At 42.4% G+C, this 18792-nt stretch carries 17 protein-coding genes; 12 read left to right on the plus strand and 5 right to left on the minus strand.

Annotation, left to right across the window (positions count from 1 at the left end; all coding sequences use genetic code 11):
• Positions 1–78 precede the first annotated feature (78 nt).
• On the plus strand, positions 79–297 hold the full coding sequence (infA, locus tag AC19MX_RS09595) for a translation initiation factor IF-1 (RefSeq protein ID WP_011496276.1): 219 nt from the start codon (positions 79–81) through the stop codon (positions 295–297).
• 273 nt (positions 298–570) lie between these two features.
• Here the strand turns inward: infA and clpA are convergent, their stop codons facing one another.
• Both clpA and clpS read right to left on the minus strand, forming a co-directional pair.
• Complete coding sequence (gene clpA / locus AC19MX_RS09600) at positions 571–2829, minus strand: ATP-dependent Clp protease ATP-binding subunit ClpA (protein ID WP_432400159.1); 2259 nt, start codon at positions 2827–2829, stop codon at positions 571–573.
• A gap of 43 nt (positions 2830–2872) precedes the next feature.
• Positions 2873–3181: an ATP-dependent Clp protease adapter ClpS gene (clpS, locus tag AC19MX_RS09605; protein WP_188952464.1), complete on the minus strand. Its 309-nt coding sequence runs from the start codon at positions 3179–3181 to the stop codon at positions 2873–2875.
• A 196-nt stretch (positions 3182–3377) separates the two neighbouring features.
• Here clpS and cspD point away from each other — a divergent pair, with 196 nt between their 5' ends.
• Complete coding sequence (gene cspD, locus AC19MX_RS09610) at positions 3378–3584, plus strand: cold shock domain-containing protein CspD (protein WP_011637711.1); 207 nt, start codon at positions 3378–3380, stop codon at positions 3582–3584.
• Between the two features lie 161 nt (positions 3585–3745).
• Here the strand turns inward: cspD and AC19MX_RS09615 are convergent, their stop codons facing one another.
• A complete protein-coding gene (locus AC19MX_RS09615; RefSeq protein ID WP_432400158.1) occupies positions 3746–5971 on the minus strand; it encodes an NADP-dependent isocitrate dehydrogenase in 2226 nt (741 codons plus the stop codon).
• A gap of 393 nt (positions 5972–6364) precedes the next feature.
• Between AC19MX_RS09615 and AC19MX_RS09620 the strand changes: the two genes are divergently transcribed.
• The 6 genes from AC19MX_RS09620 (at position 6365) to AC19MX_RS09645 (ending at position 12251) form a co-directional block, all read left to right on the plus strand.
• Positions 6365–7030, plus strand: a complete 666-nt coding sequence (locus AC19MX_RS09620) for an rRNA large subunit pseudouridine synthase E (RefSeq protein WP_432400157.1) — start codon at positions 6365–6367, stop codon at positions 7028–7030.
• A gap of 46 nt (positions 7031–7076) precedes the next feature.
• On the plus strand, positions 7077–7622 hold the full coding sequence (locus AC19MX_RS09625; RefSeq protein ID WP_432400156.1) for an NUDIX hydrolase: 546 nt from the start codon (positions 7077–7079) through the stop codon (positions 7620–7622).
• Positions 7623–7861: 239 nt separating this feature from the next.
• Positions 7862–8980: a tRNA 2-thiouridine(34) synthase MnmA gene (mnmA, locus tag AC19MX_RS09630; protein WP_432400155.1), complete on the plus strand. Its 1119-nt coding sequence runs from the start codon at positions 7862–7864 to the stop codon at positions 8978–8980.
• Positions 8981–8983: 3 nt separating this feature from the next.
• Entirely contained in the window at positions 8984–9616 is a 633-nt protein-coding gene (hflD, locus tag AC19MX_RS09635; RefSeq protein WP_432400154.1) for a high frequency lysogenization protein HflD, read from the plus strand.
• 39 nt (positions 9617–9655) lie between these two features.
• Complete coding sequence (purB, locus tag AC19MX_RS09640; RefSeq protein WP_432400153.1) at positions 9656–11026, plus strand: adenylosuccinate lyase; 1371 nt, start codon at positions 9656–9658, stop codon at positions 11024–11026.
• An 85-nt stretch (positions 11027–11111) separates the two neighbouring features.
• The gene (locus AC19MX_RS09645; RefSeq protein ID WP_432400348.1) at positions 11112–12251 is read left to right on the plus strand and encodes a ribosomal protein uL16 3-hydroxylase; all 1140 of its coding nucleotides are present in this window, start codon (positions 11112–11114) and stop codon (positions 12249–12251) included.
• 65 nt (positions 12252–12316) lie between these two features.
• On the opposite strand, the gene AC19MX_RS09650 is transcribed toward AC19MX_RS09645, so the two are convergent.
• Positions 12317–12757 (minus strand): DUF4826 family protein, encoded by a 441-nt coding sequence (locus AC19MX_RS09650; protein ID WP_432400152.1) that lies wholly within the window; start codon positions 12755–12757, stop codon positions 12317–12319.
• 284 nt (positions 12758–13041) lie between these two features.
• On the opposite strand from AC19MX_RS09650, the gene AC19MX_RS09655 reads away from it, so the two are divergent.
• From AC19MX_RS09655 to AC19MX_RS09670, 4 genes are all read left to right on the plus strand, one after another.
• Positions 13042–14073 carry a Glu/Leu/Phe/Val dehydrogenase dimerization domain-containing protein gene (locus tag AC19MX_RS09655; RefSeq protein ID WP_432400151.1) on the plus strand — a complete coding sequence of 344 codons (1032 nt, stop codon included), beginning with the start codon at positions 13042–13044 and terminating at the stop codon, positions 14071–14073.
• A 386-nt stretch (positions 14074–14459) separates the two neighbouring features.
• Complete coding sequence (gene olsF, locus AC19MX_RS09660) at positions 14460–16199, plus strand: bifunctional ornithine lipid synthase OlsF (protein ID WP_432400150.1); 1740 nt, start codon at positions 14460–14462, stop codon at positions 16197–16199.
• 217 nt (positions 16200–16416) lie between these two features.
• A complete protein-coding gene (locus tag AC19MX_RS09665; RefSeq protein WP_432400347.1) occupies positions 16417–16803 on the plus strand; it encodes a CBS domain-containing protein in 387 nt (128 codons plus the stop codon).
• A 410-nt stretch (positions 16804–17213) separates the two neighbouring features.
• Positions 17214–17558 (plus strand): hypothetical protein, encoded by a 345-nt coding sequence (locus AC19MX_RS09670; RefSeq protein WP_188952444.1) that lies wholly within the window; start codon positions 17214–17216, stop codon positions 17556–17558.
• 20 nt (positions 17559–17578) lie between these two features.
• Here the strand turns inward: AC19MX_RS09670 and AC19MX_RS09675 are convergent, their stop codons facing one another.
• Positions 17579–18700: an energy transducer TonB gene (locus AC19MX_RS09675; protein WP_432400149.1), complete on the minus strand. Its 1122-nt coding sequence runs from the start codon at positions 18698–18700 to the stop codon at positions 17579–17581.
• Positions 18701–18792: the final 92 nt, after the last annotated feature.

Here is an 18792-nt window from a genome sequence, read left to right on the forward strand (position 1 = left end):
CGGCCTTTACAGTTAGGCGATTTTGGGGCATGATACGCCCGATTTTTCAAATTTGAAGGCTAATGGGATAACTTATTAATGGCGAAAGAAGACAACATTGAAATGCAGGGCACTATCCTTGAGACCTTGCCAAACACAATGTTCCGCGTAGAGCTTGAAAATGGACATGTGGTGATAGCCCACATCTCTGGCAAAATGCGCAAAAACTACATCCGTATTTTAACGGGTGACAAAGTCACGGTTCAGCTGACTCCTTATGACTTATCAAAAGGTCGTATCGTCTTCCGCGCACGTTAATCGCTAGCCTCAACATTGTAAAAGCCGACTGTCAGTCGGTTTTTTTGTTGTTGAGTCTAATGACATGCTACCAATCGTATTCATTATCTAGTCAGGCAGAAACATCCAACCGGATCCATGCCGCGTAAAAAGTGTAATGCTTTTTACGGATTACATAATTAATGTGATGGGTATCATTAACGTCGATACATCTCGCGGACAAAAAGCTCGCAGATAAAAAAAGATGACCAAACGGTCATCTTTTTATTGCCAAATTAAAAGCATTACTGACGCTTAAGACACTTTTTCAGTGGCCTCACAATCAATATTAATCTCACCGTCTTTGACATCAATATGAGCAATACCACCACGCTCAAGTACACCAAATAAGATTTCGTCTGCCAGTGGACGCTTAATGAGTTCAGTAACAACACGAGACATAGGGCGTGCGCCCATTGACTTGTCATAACCCTTTTCAGCTAACAAGGTACGCGCTTCGTCAGTAACATCTAACGTTACACGTTTATCATCAAGCTGTGCTTGCAACTCAACTAAGAACTTATCAACCACTTTTGCAATGACGGTCATGTCTAAATGATTAAACCACACAATCGAATCTAAGCGATTACGGAACTCAGGTGAAAACATTTTATTGATTTCAGCTAATGCATCTTGAGTATGATCTTGTTGTCTAAAACCAATCGACTTACGGATCGTTTCTTGTACGCCCGCATTCGTGGTCATGACTAAGGTGACATTTCTAAAATCGGCTTTTCGGCCGTTATTATCGGTCAATGTACCGTGATCCATGACTTGTAATAACAAGTTGAATACATCTGGATGTGCTTTTTCAATTTCATCCAGTAGTACCACACAATGCGGATTTTTAATCACAGCATCAGTGAGCAAACCACCTTGGTCGTAACCTACATAGCCCGGAGGAGCACCGATTAAACGCGATACGGTATGACGCTCCATATACTCAGACATATCAAAGCGAATGAGTTTCAGGTTAAGACAGTTAGCCAATTGATTGGTGACTTCGGTTTTACCGACCCCAGTTGGGCCAGCAAACATAAAACTACCAACAGGCTTTTTCTCTGAACCTAAACCGCTGCGCGATAAGCGTATGGCAGCGCTAAGGCTCTCAATCGCTTTGTCTTGCCCAAAGACCACCATCTTAAGGTTGCGTTCAAGGTTACGTAACATATCCTTGTCAGTAGACGATACCGACTTCTCAGGAATACGCGCCAATTTCGCGATGATTGCTTCAATCTCTGCCTGACCAATGGTCTTTTTACGTTTACTTTGCGGCATCATCACCATGCGTGCGCCAGCTTCGTCAATAACATCAATCGCTTTGTCAGGTAAATGACGATCGTTGATGTGTTTCGCCGACAAAATAGCCGCACTGCTGATTGCAGCTTGGGTATAACGTACGCCATGGTATTCTTCGTATTTAGATTTAAGCCCCATCAATATTTTGGTGGTTTCGGCCACTGACGGCTCATTAATATCAATTTTTTGGAAGCGGCGTGCTAAAGCACGATCTTTCTCAAAAATACTTTGATATTCTTGGAACGTCGTCGAGCCCATACAGCGCAACTTACCACTCGATAACAAGGGCTTTAATAAGTTAGAAGCATCCATAACACCACCAGATGCCGCACCTGCACCAATTATGGTATGGATTTCATCGATGAATAAAATAGCATGTTCATCAGCAGACAATTCTTTTAATAAACTCTTAAAACGTTTTTCGAAATCGCCGCGATATTTAGTGCCCGCTAACAAGGAACCCAGGTCAAGTGAATACACAGTGGCATTCGCCATCACTTCTGGAACTTGTTCATTCACAATAAGATATGCAAGACCTTCAGCAATGGCCGTTTTACCCACTCCCGCTTCACCGACTAATAACGGATTATTTTTACGGCGACGACACAATGTTTGAATGGCTCGCTCGATTTCAGCATCACGCCCAATTAATGGGTCAATCGAGCCTTCTTTAGCCAGTTGGTTGAGGTTAGAAGCAAATTGCGCCAACATGCTGCGATCTTCACTATTTTCAGATTGATCATCAATGCGATCTTGATCTGACGACTCGCCAGAATCTTCATCTTTACCCATGCCATGTGAAATGAAATTAACTACATCAAGACGAGTAATTTCACTGCGGCGTAACAAATACACAGCTTGTGATTCTTGCTCACTAAAAATAGCCACTAACACATTGGCACCAGTCACTTCGTCGCGACCAGAAGATTGCACATGAAATACTGCCCGTTGAAGTACGCGCTGAAACCCTAATGTAGGCTGGGTTTCACGCTCTTCAGATGACTCGGCAATAATGGGTGTGGTTTGTTGAATGAAATTAGCCACTTCTTCACGGAGACGATTGACATCCGCACCGCAGGCGATGAGCGCCTCGTATGCTGCAGGATTATCAATAAGCGCTAATAATAAATGTTCTACCGTCATGTATTCATGACGTGAATCTCTAGCTTGCTGAAACGCTAGGTTCAAGGTGACTTCCAGATCTTTGTTCAGCATAAGCACCCCCTAAATTTAACCACAGACTGTAAGAAAACGATTTTTATGCTTTCTCTAATGTACACAGTAACGGATGTTGGTTTTCTCTTGCAAACTGATTTACTTGAAATACTTTTGTTTCGGCTATCCCAAAAGGGAAAACGCCACACAATCCTTTGCCCTGGTGATGTATCGCCAACATGATATCAACAGCTTGCTGCTCGTTTTTCTCAAAGAAGCGTTGTAACACTTCAACTACAAAATCCATCGGGGTGTAATCATCATTGTTTAGCACCACTTTATACATATGGGGTGGTTGTAGCTCAGATTCAACCTTTTCCTCAATATGTTCTACACTGCCTAATTTTGCCATTGTTTAATACTAGCCTCTCGTTTGGTTCCCGACCACTTGATATTATTAAATTAATTAAATGTTGTGTTTATGTTAATTTTCGCTTGACATCTTTTCGTACAAATTTCATTCTGTTTGGTAGGCGGCGAATACTAGACCGCTGGATAATAAGTTTTACTATCTTACTGGTAAGTAGACAACAGAAGGAAGTGGAAGTATGGCAAACGGAACTGTAAAGTGGTTCAACAACGCCAAAGGATTCGGGTTTATTTGCCCTGATCAGGGTGGCGAAGATGTATTTGCGCACTATTCAACAATCGAAATGGAAGGTTATCGTACCTTAAAAGCAGGTCAACCTGTTTGCTTCGAAGTTGAAGAAGGCCCTAAAGGAATGCATGCTTCAGCCATCTCTCCTACAATATAGTAGGTGAGACTATAAAACAAAAAGACAGGGATTTTAATCCCTGTCTTTTTTATTGCCTAAAATTTAAGCTCAACGATCAATTTATTTATTATTGAGCTTTATCTTTTAGATAACCGGGTCATAACTACGTTGACGCAATAATGACCCGACACAATTAACCATTAACCAATAATAAATTGGTTTAATGTTGGACTTGGACGCATGGCTTTTTCAGCTTTTGCCGCATCTAAACGATAGTAACCGCCTAAATCAACTGCTGGACCTTGTGAACCATTTAACTCAGCTAAAATAACCGCTTCGTTCGCCGCTAACGATTGTGCTAAAGGTGCAAAATGTTCAGCTAACTGAGTGTCTACGGTTTGCTTAACTAAGGCATTTGCCCAATACAAACCAAGGTAGAAGTGACTGCCACGGTTGTCTAACTCACCCACACGACGAGATGGCGACTTGTTGCTGTCTAAAAACTCACCAATCGCGACATCCAACGTGTCAGCCAATACTTGTGCTTTAGGGTTGTTTGCCGTTTGGCTTAAGTGCTCTAAAGAAGCTGCAAGCGCTAAAAACTCACCTAAAGAATCCCAACGTAAGTGGCCTTCTTTTTCTACCTGTTGAACGTGTTTAGGTGCACTACCACCCGCGCCCGTTTCAAATAATCCGCCACCATTCATTAACGGTACAATTGAAAGCATTTTAGCACTTGTGCCTAATTCAAGAATTGGGAACAAATCCGTTAAATAGTCACGCAATACGTTACCGGTAACAGAAATCGTATCTTCACCTTTAATGATACGCTCTAAGGTCACGCGAGTTGCATCAACAGGAGACATAATTTGAATGTCTAACCCAGAAGTATCTTCTGCCGCTAGGTATTTAGTCACTTTTTTGATTAATTCAGCATCGTGTGCACGAGCGCTGTCTAACCAGAAAATCGCTGGAGTATTGCTTAAACGTGAACGTCTAACCGCTAACTTAACCCAGTCAAGAATTGGTGCGTCTTTTACTTGACACATACGGTAAACATCGCCAGCTTCAACGTTGTGGCTCATTAGCACATCGCCAGCTTGGTTAACCACATTCACAGTACCCGCAGCGCCGATCTCGAATGTTTTATCATGGCTACCATATTCTTCAGCTTTTTGAGCCATAAGACCTACGTTAGGCACGCTGCCCATTGTCGTTGGGTCAAATGCACCATGCTTCTTACAAAAAGCGATAGTTTCTTGATACACACCAGCGTAACAACGATCTGGGATCATTGCTTTAGTGTCTTGTAACTGGCCGTCTGGGCCCCACATTTTACCCGATGAGCGGATCGCTGCAGGCATAGAAGCATCAATAATGATGTCACTTGGTACGTGTAGGTTAGTGATGCCTTTGTCTGAATCAACCATTGCTAATGCAGGACGTGCAGCATATACCGCAGCGATGTCAGCTTCAATTTCGTTACGTTTTGCATCAGGAAGTGACTTGATTTTGGCATACACATCACCAAAGCCGTTATTTACGTCAACACCTAGTTCAGCAAATAATGCACCGTGTTTAGCAAATACATCTTTAAAGAACACTTTAACAGCGTGACCAAAGAAAATAGGGTCAGACACTTTCATCATGGTGGCTTTTAAGTGAAGCGATAATAAAACATCTTCTGATTTAGCCGCTTCAATTTCACGAGTATAAAAATCAACTAATGCTTTTTTGCTCATGACAGCTGAGTCAATCACTTCATCAGCAAGTAACGCTAGGCCACTCTTAAGCACAACTTCTTTACCGTCAGCTTGTGTCAGTACGATATTCACTTTATCGGCTGTTGGTAACGTTACAGATTGCTCGCTACCGTAAAAATCGCCTTCATTCATGTGTGCTACGTGAGATTGTGAATCACTTGCCCATTTGCCCATTGAATGTGGATTTTTCTTAGCGTAGTTTTTAACAGAAGTAGGCGCACGACGATCAGAGTTACCTTCACGCAATACTGGGTTTACCGCACTGCCTTTAATTTTGTCGTAACGCGATTTAGCTTCTACTTCAGCATCAGTCTTTGGCTCATCCGGATAGTTAGGGATGTCATAACCTTTAGCTTGTAACTCAGCGATACACGCTTTTAATTGCGGAACTGACGCACTGATGTTTGGTAATTTAATGATGTTGGCTTCTGGCTTATTCGCCAATTCGCCTAATTCTGTTAACGCATCAGCAATTTTTTGCTCTGCGGTTAAATTTTCAGGGAAGTTAGCAATAACACGACCTGACAAAGAAATATCACGCGTTTCTACTTTTACGCCTGCTGCGTCAGTAAAGGTACGGATAATAGGCAATAAAGACAGAGTAGCAAGTGCTGGGGCTTCATCAGTTTCTGTGTATATGATCGTTGGAGTGTTATCTTTCATTTTTTTTCCTACATTATTGTAAATTAATAATTTATTAGAATAAATTGTGTAAGCATTTGACGGGCTTTGGTGGATAACACTCACCGGAGTGAACCTTGATTTGCAACTACAGCACACACCCTGTGTGAATTAAGTATGTGAAATCCCCTATCCCATTTTTTATTATGTTTTGACGCCATCGCCGCGCTTACTTTGAATAAAAACAACCGCCGCGAATGATAAATTAGGTACAGATCACAATTTTTAGGCGGACATCATAGATCATTCTGGGCAATTTTCAAATTCCACTAATAGCGAATACACAGTAAACTAAGATTAAATATTTTAAAATCGCTCAAGATTCACTCAACAATTGCTCACTCGTATTCAACAAAGGATATTATCCAAACCTTTATGTCAAATGTCGGTAAATTCAGCTCATTCAAAAAAAGCACCGCTAAAACCACCGGTTCAGCAGGTGCTAACCACTCACAACATCGCGGGGCACAGCGTAAAGCAAGCACCAAGCCAGCGGCTAAACACCCTGTTATCGTGTTATTTAATAAGCCTTTTGATGTATTGTGCCAATTTACTGATGAAGCAGGCCGGCAAACGCTAAAAGACTTTATTCCGGTCCCTGATGTATATGCCGCTGGACGACTAGACCGTGACAGTGAAGGATTATTACTGCTCACTAACGATGGCAAGCTGCAAGCGAAGTTGACTCAGCCCAATAAAAAAACCTTTAAAACCTATTGGGTGCAAGTCGAAGGCGAACCAACAGACGCAGCAATCAAAGCATTGTGTGATGGCGTTGAGCTTAAAGATGGTATGACCCTACCCGCTATGGTCAGAGTGATGGACTCACCCGACATTTGGCCACGAGTGCCCCCCGTACGCGAGCGCAAATCCATTCCAACAACCTGGCTTGAAGTACAAATTTGTGAAGGACGTAATCGCCAAGTCAGGCGGATGACAGCCCATGTAGGTCACCCAACCTTAAGATTAATCCGTTATAAAATAGGTCAATGGTGTCTAGATGATTTGCCTACTGGGCAATATTCACAACTCAGTCAATAGGCGATTCAACCTAACGGTAATCGCATTATCATAAGGATTGGCATAAATGACTCAACGTTACAAACCGAATACCACTGTGGCTTGCGTTATTTACAGCCAGGGTCAATTTTTACTGGTTGAAGAACACATTGATGGACAGGTTAAATTTAACCAGCCTGCCGGTCATTTAGAAGCCAATGAGTCACTGATTAATGCGTGTGCTCGTGAGATTGCAGAAGAAACTGGATTGACAATAATGCCGCAAGCCCTTGTCGGTATTTATCAATTTAGTGCCAACCAAGACCTTGCCTTTGTGCGTTACACTTTTTGTATTGAACTTGATACGCCCATCGAATCGATTCCACAAGACTGTGCGATAGTGCGCACTCACTGGTTATCATATTCGCAAATTACTCAACGCTCTGCACAGTTACGCAGCCCACTGGTGCTCAAAAGCATCGATGATTTTATTGCGCAAGCGGGTTTACTAGATGAGTCGCCTCCCGCAACGCGAGACAATCGCCCGCCAATAACAGCTAAACGTGTTAGCCATCATTTTCCATTATCATTGCTTAACGCTGATTATTTGCACACCGATAAGTCAGTGGGTTAAGCCTAATTGACAGTCGTTCAAGATAGCCCAACGCTCGAATGCATGGTAGAATATGCGCCGCACAAATGTGATGTTTACACGCTTTCATGTACCAATAGCACCATAAGCGAAAGGCTTATCTGTGTAATTTATGACTGTGTTTAACGGCTATTCAGGTTGAGTCATTGGTATCACTGGCTTGAAACCACTGCATAACGCCACCATATACATACTCTCTATATTCAACGGTTTTAGGATTTATGACATCAATCAACCCAACTTCTCAAGGTAAAAAAGTCATTGTCGGCATGTCCGGCGGTGTGGACTCTTCTGTTTCGGCCTATTTGCTTATCCAGCAAGGCTATGAGGTTGAAGGTCTGTTTATGAAGAACTGGGAAGAAGACGACACCGACGAATATTGCGCTGCAGCAGATGATTTAAGAGATGCGCAAGCAGTATGTGACAAGCTTGGTATTAAAATGCACACCGTCAACTTTGCAGCCGAATACTGGGACAACGTGTTCGAGTATTTCTTAGCTGAATACAAAGCCGGCCGTACGCCTAATCCAGACATCATGTGCAACAAAGAAATCAAATTCAAAGCATTCCTAGAATTTGCCGACGAGATTTTAGACGCCGACTATATCGCCATGGGCCATTATGTTCGTCGCCGAGACAACAGCGATGGCAGTGTTGAAATGCTCCGCGGTGTTGATGGCAATAAAGACCAAAGCTATTTCCTATATACACTCAGCCATGAGCAAGTGGCGCGCAGTTTATTCCCTGTCGGTGAGCTTGAAAAACACGAAGTACGCGAAATAGCCAAAAAAATGGGCTTAATCACTCACGACAAAAAAGACAGCACCGGCATTTGTTTTATTGGCGAGCGCAAGTTTACTGATTTCTTAGCCACCTATTTACCGGCACAACCAGGTGACATTGAAACCGCCGAAGGCGAAGTCATAGGCACTCATCAAGGGTTGATGTACCACACCCTTGGTCAACGCAAAGGCTTAGGCATTGGTGGACTTAAAAATAGCAACGAAGACCCATGGTACGTAGTAGAAAAAGACCTACTGCGCAATGTATTAGTGGTTGCACAAGGTGCTGAACACCCGCGTTTAATGTCGCACGGTATGACCGTGAACCAATTACATTGGGTTGACCGAAAAGGCCCTGCTAATAACAGTAAAATCACAGTTAAAACCCGTTACCGTCAACGCGATGTTATCTGTACATTAGTTTATAACGATCCTGACAATATTACTGTCATGTTCGATACACCTGTTGCCGCTGTCACGCCTGGACAATCCGCAGTATTTTATGATGGCGATATTTGTTTAGGTGGCGGCATTATCGATACCTTAGTTCGAGGATAAACCGTGAGTCAAACTCCAGACAGTCTGCTGTTCGAACGTACAATGGCCTTTGCCGGTATTTTACAGGCAATTGGTCAGGTTCAGTATTTAGCGCGTCACGGTGAAAGTGATAAAGAAGCGTTAGCCGCGACCCTCAATACCATTTTGGTCACAGAACCCGAAGCCACTGCCGATGTGTATCAAGACAAAGGTATTTTAAATAAAGGCTATCAACTGATCCAAAATCAATTGGGTGATGGCAGCAATAAAGATGTCGAAACCACCCGCTATTTAGTCGGTGTATTGGCGCTTGAACGGAAACTTGCGCGCTCACCAAATGGTTTAGGCATGCTTGCTGAACGCATTAATCAAATACACCGCCAATTGAGCCACTTTGAGATTACCGATGAACAAGTCGTGTCTAACTTTGCCAGCATATACAGCGACATCATCAGTGAATTAGGTCCAAAATTACAGATTTCGGGTAACCCGGACTGCTTAAAGCAGCCCCTAGTTCAACATAAAATTCGAGCTTTATTACTCGCTGCTATGCGCAGTGCGGTATTATGGCGCCAATTAGGCGGTAAACGTCGCCATTTAGTGTTTGCCCGTAAAGCAATATTTGATACCGCAAGAAAAAGCCAAAATAACAATTAATCGACTCACCCTACAACAAAGTTCATCAAGGAGCTTCAAATGGATCTTTCCGCACTAACTGCTATCTCTCCGGTAGACGGTCGTTATGGTAGTAAAACCGCCTCATTAAGAGGGATTTTCAGCGAGTTCGGTCTTACTAAGTACCGTGTTCAAGTTGAAATTAACTGGTTAAAGTTATTATCTAGCTGCCCAGAGATTGAAGAAGTTCCCCCGTTTAGCGAAACCGCCCTTGCCTTACTCGATAGCATCAAAGATAACTTTAGCGAACAAGATGCATTGCGCGTTAAAGCAATTGAAAGCACCACCAACCACGACGTAAAAGCGGTTGAATACTTTATTAAAGAACAAATTGCCGATAACGCTGAATTAGTCGCGATTGACGAATTTGTTCACTTTGCTTGTACCTCAGAAGACATTAACAATCTATCTCACGGCTTAATGCTAAAAGAAGCGCGTGAACAGGTATTGGTACCGCATTGTCAGCAAATTATTGATGCGATTAAAAAGTTAGCGCATGACAACAAAAGCGTGCCATTAATGTCACGTACTCATGGCCAACCTGCATCACCATCAACGTTAGGCAAAGAAATGGCTAACGTTGCTGTGCGTCTTGAGCGTCAATTAAACCAAATCAACGCTGTTGAAATTATGGGTAAAATTAACGGTGCTGTGGGTAACTACAACGCACACATCTCTGCCTACCCAGAAGTGAACTGGCATGAATTGTCACAACGCTTTGTGACTAGCCTTGGCATTAACTGGAACGCCTACACTACACAGATTGAGCCACATGATTATATCGCTGAATTGTTTGATGCCATTGCCCGCTTCAACACCATTCTAATCGATTTCGATCGTGATATTTGGGGTTATGTTGCATTAGGACACTTTAAACAGCGCACTATCGCTGGCGAAATTGGTTCATCAACCATGCCGCACAAAGTGAACCCAATCGACTTTGAAAACTCTGAAGGTAACTTAGGCATCGCTAACGCATTAATGCAACATTTAGCCGCTAAATTACCGGTATCAAGATGGCAACGTGACTTAACTGACTCAACGGTTTTACGTAACCTTGGTGTCGGTATGGCGCACTCGCTCATTGCTTACCAAGCGACCTTAAAAGGCATTAGCAAATTAGAAGTGAACGAAGCGCAGCTGCTTGCAGAGCTTGATAAAAACTGGGAAGTATTGGCAGAGCCAGTACAAACAGTAATGCGTCGTTACGGCATCGAAAAGCCATATGAAAAACTGAAAGAATTGACACGTGGTAAGCGTATTGATGCCGCGCAACTTGCGACATTTATCGATGGCCTTGAATTGCCAGCGCACGTTAAAGTTGAACTGAAAAAAATGACTCCAGCAAACTACATCGGCCGTGCAGAAGCCTTTGTTGATGAGCTAAAATAGTCTTATAAGCTTATACATACCATTAGCGGTCGCATCTGTGACCGCTTTTTTATTGGACAAACATTCTCACGACCTGAGGTCAATGATGTACACATTAAATATTGATACCCAAGCCTTTATTAAACAGCATTGGCAACAGAAACCCCTTGTTATCAAGCAAGCATTTGTCGACTTTGAAGACCCTATTGCGGCAGACGAACTAGCCGGTCTCGCCTGTGAAGAAGAAATATCATCGCGCGTGGTTGTCACTAAAGGTGAGGATTGGGACGTGGTACAAGGTCCATTTGAAGACTACGACCAATTTGGCGAAGATAACTGGCAGTTATTAGTTCAGGCCGTTAACCATTGGTATCCAGCATCACAGCCATTAGTCGAAGCATTTCGCTTTTTACCCGACTGGCGCTTTGACGACCTAATGGTGTCTTTTGCTACACCGGGCGGCGGCGTAGGACCACATATCGATAACTATGATGTATTTATTATTCAAGGTGATGGCGAACGTCGTTGGAAGGTAGGTGATAAAGGCCAGCATAAACGTCGTGGCGATAACCCTAACTCACCATTAGTTGACGATTTTGAACCGATTATCGATGTGGTATTACAAAAAGGCGATGTATTATACATTCCGCCAGGTTACCCGCATTGCGGCGAAACAGTCACTTTGGCCCTTTCATACTCAATTGGGTTTAGAGCGCCAAGCCAACAGGAATTATTAACTGAATTAGCCGACAGCCTTATCGACAACAATTTAGGTAATAAACGCTTTACCTCTGTGGATGAGCCTGATGCACCCGGCATCATTAGCCAAACGCATCAACAAGGCATTATGGATTTATTAGTGCAATTAGCACAAGATCCTAAAGCCTATCAAACCATGTTAGGTAAGTTGCTAAGCCAAAATCGTTTTGAGTTGGATATCTGTGAAGATGAAGAACCATTGAGCAGCGATGACTTATTGGACGCCATTGAACAAGGCGCTATTATTCAACGTATTGGTGGCTTAAAAGTATTACGTCTCGAGCAAGACACAGAGTCAAGATTGTTTATCAACGGCGAAGTGTTTGCGTTACCAGGCGTTAATGAGTCCACACTGCAATTACTCGCCAATGAAGTCAGCATCATGCCTGAGCAAGCCAGCGAGTTAACAGAAGACACAACCTTACTTGATGTGCTGACACAACTCGTAAATCAAGGGCTATTTTATCTTGCTGAAGATGAATGCTAAGCGCTTAAATTTGTATTAAACAAAAAGGCACCTAGGTGCCTTTTTTGTTATTCAGGATTTGCAAGTTAACCCCAAAGTTTCTCGTCTTGGTGCATTTTGTACAGGCTTTCTGCACGAGACACTAATAGCTGAGCAAACTTCATCTGCGTCGCATCTTTAGTCACGCCTGATTTATGCAGGTTTTCTGCTTTTAATTGCCACATCATTGAGAAATGACGAATGGCATCGCGAGCCGTCGCTGCCACTTTGACATCGACATAGTCAGATGGCAAATCACCCGACATCACCCAAAAAGTTTGTTTTTTAGGTTGTTTGGATTCCATCTTCCAAATAGCTAAATAAGGTGCAAGATAGCGGCTTTCGGTGGTAAGCACATTATTTGGGATCACGCCTTTCTCAGCTAAAAAGCGATTGGCTTTTTGAAATTGAGTACGTACCCACTCTTGTCTTAGTGCTTCTTGGTCTGGTGCTGGCTGTGCTACCTGCTCTGCAACTTCTTCAGTCATAATACTTCCTATCTTATTGTTATATTACAGGTTAGAACAATAATTCACCTGTTATCCAATCTTAAAAACATCAATGTAACATACGTTACTTTACGTTTACGTAAAGTGGCAAGCTAAATTTCCACATCAATCACAAAAATAACTAAATCATGCTTTGTTGAGAGTATCGCTAAATGCTATCGTGCTGCAATAAATATAACAAGCAGTCGTTTGTGTCTTGGATACTCAATAATACCAAGATACATGAACTTTACTTTAACATGCTAGTAAGCGGAGATAACAACGTGGCAGTTTTTAATCATGTTTCGTTCGATGAACACGAACAAGTGGTATTTTGTCATGACAAGCAAAGTGGCTTAAAAGCCATTATTGCTGTTCACAATACTAACCTTGGGTCGGCTGTAGGTGGTTGCCGTATGTGGAACTATGAATCAGATGACGAAGCGTTAACTGACGTATTGCGTCTCTCACGTGGCATGACCTATAAAAATGCCCTTGCCGGCTTAACCATGGGTGGCGGTAAAGCTGTTATCATCGCCGATCCTAAAACCACCGATCGCGAAGCACTATTCTTAGCCTTTGGCCGTTTTGTTAACAGTTTAGGCGGTAAATACTATTCAGCTGAAGATGTTGGCGTGTCAACATCTGACATTATGATAGCCAGTCGAGAAACTGAATTTGTAGCAGGTCTTGAAGGCAAATCTGGCGATCCATCGCCGTTAACCGCATTAGGTACCTATTTAGGCATCAAAGCAGCGATTAAGCATCAGCGTGGAATTGACAGCTTAAAAGGCATTAAAATCTCTGTGCAAGGCGTCGGACACGTTGGCTATTACTTGTGTAAGCATTTACACGAAGAAGGGGCTGAGTTGATTGTCACTGACATTCATCAAGCGTCGCTTGACCGTGTCGCGACTGAATTTCGTGCAACTGTCGTTGCCCCGCAAGATATCTATACTCAAGACGTTGATGTGTACGCGCCATGTGCATTAGGTGCCACCTTAAATGACACAACCTTACCATTACTAAAAGCGACCATCGTTGCAGGTTGTGCTAACAACCAATTAGCAGAAGTGCGTCATGGTGAAAAGCTCAAGCAAATGGGTATTTTATACGCACCCGATTATGTGATTAACGCTGGCGGTATTATTAATGTGTCATTTGAGAAAAACTATGACGCTGCTGCATCTAAAGCCAAAGTGGAGCAAATCTATCATACGCTATTAACTATTTTTAGCCGTGCAGACGCCGAAAACCGCACCACAGGTTCGGTCGCCGATGAAATGGCCAAAGCCATTATCGATGCTGCGAGATAGTGAGGCGAAATAGCAAGACAAAATAGTGAAATCGAAGCATCACAGGCTTTATTAAGCAAGCTTGTGGTGTTCACACTGCCGAACTAACAAAAAGGGAAATGCATTGGCATTTCCCTTTTTGCTGCTTAAACACTCACATATATCTCTGATTTGTCATAAATCGTTCACCTAACTGTCAAGTCGCTGCCCTACCTTAAATTAACACTGACTCAACTTATTTATTGAGGCAAATGGCAGATGGTCAATAACAGTAATCAAAACACCCAATCACTGATACAGCGTCAACCATTATCACGGCTAGCTCAAAATCAATGACATAGCGACATGCAGAGCAACAAACATACACACCCTCAAAAACAGTACGTAGCATAACTAAGGGCTAGACTATGATATTTTCCGTCGATAATGTGCTAGAAAAAAACCTACCCAATGTGCACAACAAACCGTGGTTAGCCAAGCCCACTAAAGCTATGTTGCGTTATTTACTCCACGAAAAGCAATGCAATGACATTGCCAATGAACACGCACATTTATCAGGTGTAGACTTTGTTGAGCAAATCTTAGCCAGTTTACACTTTACCTACAGTGTGCCCAATAACGAAGTTGAAAATATCCCACACGAAGGTCGCGTGGTGATATACGCCAATCACCCCATTGGTTCTCTTGATGCCCTCGCCCTTATTAAGCTCATCAGCCAGGTTCGCCCCGACATCAAAGTGGTCGCTAATGAATTGTTAATGGCCATTAAACCGCTGCATTCTATTTTATTGCCCGTACGTAACATGACAGGCGGCACGCCCAAGCAACATTTGGATGAAATACACCACCACCTTAAAAATGAAGGTGCGGTACTGATATTCCCATCGGGTGAAGTGTCGCGCTTGCGCCCAACCGGCGTCACCGATTTACATTGGCACAGCGGTTTTTTAAAAATGGCCCGCGCCTGTAATGCGCCATTATTACCCGTGTTTGTTGATGCTAAAAACTCAGCCACCTTTTATGGCGCTTCAATGATTTACAAACCCCTTGCAACCTTGCTGTTAGTCAAAGAGATGTTTAAACAAGTCGACCAAGTCATGCCAGTGCGTATTGGGCAACTGATTGCCAAAGAAGTCGTTAACAATCAAGATTTCCCCCTAAAAACTAAAGTGAAATTACTTAAAAATCATTTATACCGTATCGGTAAAAATCGTAGCCCATTATTTACCACCCAAAATGCCATTGCTCACCCTGAAAAACGCAGCGAACTGCAAAGTGAATTATCTCAATGCGAACGACTCGGACAAACTCAAGACAACAAGCAGATCTACCTTTATAAGCATCATCAAAGTAGTGCAATAATGCGTGAAATTGGCCGCTTACGTGAGATTGCCTTTCGCGCCGTGGGCGAAGGTACAGGCAAAAGGCGCGACACAGACAAGTACGACAATCATTATTTACACCTTGTACTGTGGGATAAAGATGATTTAGAAATTGTCGGTGCTTATCGTTTTGCCAGTGCTAAAACACTCCGTGAAACCCTAGGAAAAGACTCACTCTACAGCGAGTCATTATTTGACTATAAACAGGCATTCCAACCTTATTTAGAGCAAGGTTTAGAACTTGGGCGCAGCTTTGTACAACCTAAGTACTGGGGCCGACGCAGTTTAGAATACCTATGGCAAGGAATAGGTGCATTTTTAGTGAGTAATCCACAATATCGCTATTTATTTGGGCCGGTGTCGTTAAGCGATAGCCTGCCATTGCAAGCAAAGGAAATGTTGGTGTTCTTTTATCAGCAACAGTTTGCATCAAGCGAAACCTTAGCATGCTCATTTAATTCCTATCAATTTACCCCAGACAGAATTAACCAACTTGATCAGTTATTTAATGGATGCGATTACGCAGAAAATTTTAAAATACTTAAAAGGACGTTAGCGAATATGGCCGTATCGGTACCCACATTATTCAAACAATATGGTGAGCTTTGCGACAATCAAGGCGTGAAGTTTTTAGACTTTGGCATCGACCCAGAGTTTGGCGACTGCATTGATGGCTTAGTTCTGGTGGATATTCATCAACTCAAACCCCTTAAATACCAAAAGTACCTGGCAGGCCATTTACCACGAGAACAAGCCGCATCATAACCTTAGATACTTTTTGGTCCGTTTGTTGGTTGTTATTTGATTGTTACGCTATTATTTATCTGATATAAAAGAATAAATGAGTGGGGAATCATCTATGACAACATCGACAGACACATCAAACAATTCATTGAGTAAAACCTTGAATGAAACAGTAGAGGACACGTTCAATGAAACAGAGGATCAATCATCACACCATCGTATAAGCGTGGCAGATATTATGATCACCCGTGTTGTGACTATCGAAATGTATGACAGGCTTTCAGTCGCCAAAGAAATATTCGACAATGTCAGCTTTCACCATTTATTGGTTATCGATGAAGATGACAAATTAGCCGGCATTTTGTCTCACCGTGATTTTTTAAGGGCTCTTAGTCCCAATATTGGCACCGCTGCAGAATTGATACGAGATACCGAAACCCTACAAAAACGAATTCATCAAGTGATGAGTCATAATCCGGTTACCATAGCCCCTCATTGTGATATTAACCTTGCCAGCAAACTGATTCTAGACCATGACATTGGCTGTCTGCCGGTATTAGAGAACAACCACATTGTGGGGATCATTACCTGGAAAGACTTATTAAAAGCCTATTACACCGCTTAAAAAGACCCACAACCGATAAAGGCACTTTGCTTAATCACTAACACGACCTTTAAAACCAATAAGGTTAAAGTGAATTGGCTAATGCCTAATTGACCATCCTCATTCACAGTCACATTGCGACTCGCTACCTCATATTCGCCCACATCTTACCCAATGCTTAATCACTGACGTTTTGCAATACTCCATGATAAAAATAAATATTCTCATAGCCAGCAACAACATAGCTTTATTTCGCAAATTGTTCATATTTTTGTGCTGGAAATTGTCACATTGCTCTGCTTTATTAGTACTTAATGCAGTTTTTTTCAGTTGCATGACTGACTCAACAAGTTCAAAGATGAAAATGTTAAGGCTGTTTTGAGTGATGGGTATAGGTAAACACGCGGTTATCATGTGAAAGGATGAGCATTATGATTAAATTTTCTTACCACCTAAATCAAGACAATATCGAATTACAAGCCAGTAATTGGTGTGGTCTAGAACGAGTTTTTATCAACGGCAAAGTGGTGTCGCGCAAATTTAACTTTGGTTTACAGAGTATGCATGATGTGTTGCTCGATAACGGTAAAAAGTGCCGTTTCCAACTCATAGCCGATCCGCAAACGTCGTTAATATCGTGCAGAATCTACAAACAAAACCAACTGGTGACCATTTTAAAACAAGGTAAAAAACAGCTACAAAAAAGCCAGTTCATGATTGAATCTGGCTTTGTGATTGTGTGCGTGGGTATGTTGAGTATGTATTTATTGAGCTAACTCACAACTCTATAGACTCATTAACCTAGGGTAAAGTCTAAGCGCACTGTTGAAGTGCCCTGCGCCGGCTTACCATCCACAAATTTAGGTGCATAACGCCACTGGCTTAACGCCTCAATTGATTCTTTTTCAAATTGACTACCACCTTTAGAGTCAAGCACTTGAGGCGATTGCACAAAACCTTGCTCATCTACGGTAAATTGTAGTTTTACCCAACCACTTTTACCCCGCTTTGCATAAGACATAGGGTAATCTGGTGGCGTTCTAAATAAAGGCGTTTGCTCTTGTTGCTCGTTCCATGGCGTCATTTTACCAATGGCAATACAATGCTCAGTGGCTTGATCACTTTGGCCTTGCTTTTGATAAATATCAACTAACAAGGCATGAGCACGCAGCTCATGAGGATGGCTGTAAGGTAATGCTTGATATTGTTTTATCACTTCAACTAAAGCATAAACAGCTTTAGTGTGTTTACCCATTGCTTCATTTAATGCCCCATAAAGATAAGTCGCATTAACACGTTTTATCGCGTTTTCTGGAAGCTTACTGACATAGATATCATAGGCGTCAAAAGCAAAACCTCTAACTGTACGAGTATAAAACTCCGTGCCCGTTAGGCGATAAAAAGCCAAAGTTTTCACTTCAGCTATAGTGAGTTCATTATCCGCTTCTTGAGCAATATCAATCGCCTCAAACAACACTTTTTTGGCATAAGCATCATCTGCGGTGGTTTCAGCTAAGCCCACAAGTGGATCGATAAGGGCAATATCATTTTTAGGCAATTTTTGACGATATACCGCTAAAGCTGACTCAAATAATTGTTGCGCTTTTATCACCTGTTCATCTTGAATCACCCTGCCATTATTGTTCTGCTTCGATTGCACAACAATGGCATTTCCCCAGTTCATAGCTAATTTGGCACTATCAATGCTGTCTGCGCCGAATTTTACTTCGCCAAGTTCGTAAGCTTGTTGGGCATAGGTGATGATATCGGCTTGGCTATTAGCCTCAACAGCCTGGTTGTATTGTTGATATGCTGATGAAAAATCAACCGACCCAGTGACCATGTCCGTAGGTTGAGCGTAGGCCATGTGGCTTGCACACGCGGCGATAATGGATAAGCGTAAAAGTGTTTTTTTCATGGTTAAAGTCCTTTTTAGTTTTACCTAAGATCCTTTATTACACAGGGTATAAATCAGTAATCAAAGATGTACGGCACAGTTTGCCTGACTTT

Source organism: Shewanella sp. MF05956 (assembly GCF_059758055.1).

Coding starts and splice junctions, on each gene's coding strand:
- infA (WP_011496276.1), top strand. CDS start 79: ATGGCGAAAGAAGACAACATTGAAATGCAGGGCACTATCCTTGAGACC.
- clpA (WP_432400159.1), bottom strand. CDS start 2,829: ATGCTGAACAAAGATCTGGAAGTCACCTTGAACCTAGCGTTTCAGCAA.
- clpS (WP_188952464.1), bottom strand. CDS start 3,181: ATGGCAAAATTAGGCAGTGTAGAACATATTGAGGAAAAGGTTGAATCT.
- cspD (WP_011637711.1), top strand. CDS start 3,378: ATGGCAAACGGAACTGTAAAGTGGTTCAACAACGCCAAAGGATTCGGG.
- AC19MX_RS09615 (WP_432400158.1), bottom strand. CDS start 5,971: ATGAAAGATAACACTCCAACGATCATATACACAGAAACTGATGAAGCC.
- AC19MX_RS09620 (WP_432400157.1), top strand. CDS start 6,365: ATGTCAAATGTCGGTAAATTCAGCTCATTCAAAAAAAGCACCGCTAAA.
- AC19MX_RS09625 (WP_432400156.1), top strand. CDS start 7,077: ATGACTCAACGTTACAAACCGAATACCACTGTGGCTTGCGTTATTTAC.
- mnmA (WP_432400155.1), top strand. CDS start 7,862: ATGACATCAATCAACCCAACTTCTCAAGGTAAAAAAGTCATTGTCGGC.
- purB (WP_432400153.1), top strand. CDS start 9,656: ATGGATCTTTCCGCACTAACTGCTATCTCTCCGGTAGACGGTCGTTAT.
- AC19MX_RS09645 (WP_432400348.1), top strand. CDS start 11,112: ATGTACACATTAAATATTGATACCCAAGCCTTTATTAAACAGCATTGG.
- AC19MX_RS09650 (WP_432400152.1), bottom strand. CDS start 12,757: ATGACTGAAGAAGTTGCAGAGCAGGTAGCACAGCCAGCACCAGACCAA.
- olsF (WP_432400150.1), top strand. CDS start 14,460: ATGATATTTTCCGTCGATAATGTGCTAGAAAAAAACCTACCCAATGTG.
- AC19MX_RS09665 (WP_432400347.1), top strand. CDS start 16,417: ATGATCACCCGTGTTGTGACTATCGAAATGTATGACAGGCTTTCAGTC.
- AC19MX_RS09670 (WP_188952444.1), top strand. CDS start 17,214: ATGATTAAATTTTCTTACCACCTAAATCAAGACAATATCGAATTACAA.
- AC19MX_RS09675 (WP_432400149.1), bottom strand. CDS start 18,700: ATGAAAAAAACACTTTTACGCTTATCCATTATCGCCGCGTGTGCAAGC.